Origin of the sequence: Antiquaquibacter metalliresistens, assembly GCF_029211225.1 — a bacterium.
Lineage (GTDB): Bacteria > Actinomycetota > Actinomycetes > Actinomycetales > Microbacteriaceae > Rhodoglobus > Rhodoglobus metalliresistens.
In genome coordinates this window covers 1-863 of sequence record NZ_JARGEM010000026.1, presented here as the reverse complement: position 1 = coordinate 863, position 863 = coordinate 1, and the positions used below count along the sequence as shown (strand labels likewise).

The window sequence follows — 863 nt, the reverse complement described above, 5'->3', positions numbered from 1 at the left end:
GGCTCATCCCAATCGGGGGTGTAGGAGTTGGGGTCTGAAGCCGCCGGTCTCGAGCAGGCTTCGGGCGATGTAGTTGGTCAGGTTGCGGAACCCGAGTGCGGAGCCGCGCAGGTGTTCGAGCCGTCCGTTGAGCGCCTCGGTCGGCCCGTTGCTGGTGCCGGGTCGTTCGAAGTAGGCGAGCACGTCGGCGGCTCGCTTCTTCAGGGTCCGGCCCAGGGTGGTGAGCTCGGTGAGCACCTTGGGGACGCCGGCGCTGAGGTCGGTGATCAGCTTCTCCATGAGCTCGCGGCCACGTTGCCGGTCCTCGTGGCGATAGGCGGCGATCATGCGCTGGTAGACACCCCAGGTCGCCTCGACCTCGACGTGAGCGTCATCAACGAACAGCGCGCGTAGCCTGTCGCTCTGCTTGTCGGTGAGCAGGTCCGCGCCGGTGTGCAGCGTGCGCCGCGACTTGTAGAGCGGGTCGTCCCTGAACCCACGGTGCCCGTGGATCGCGAGTTGGACCCGGCGCCGGCACCTGTCGAGGGCGTCACCGGCCAGGCGCACGACGTGGAAGGGATCCATCACCGTGACCGCGTCCGGGATCTCCTCTGCAGCGGCGGTCTTGAACCCGGTGAAGCCGTCCATCGCGACCACCTCGACCGCGTCACGGAACGCGTCGTCGCGGTCGGCGAGCCAGGTCTTGAACGCCGCCTTCGACCGGCCCTCGACCATGTCCAGCAGCCTTGCTGGGCCGGCGCCATCGCGGACCGGGGTGAGGTCGATGATCACGGTGACGTACTTGTCGCCACGCCTGGTGTGGCGCCAGACGTGCTCATCGACGCCAATGACCTTCACGCCCTCGAACCGCGTGGGGTCGTTGA

1 pseudogene is annotated in these 863 nt (G+C 67.9%); it reads right to left on the bottom strand.

The features are described from left to right. Nucleotides 1–3 precede the first annotated feature (3 nt). Nucleotides 4–863: pseudogene (locus tag PYV02_RS15310) on the bottom strand (ISL3-like element ISPfr2 family transposase); the annotation flags it as partial.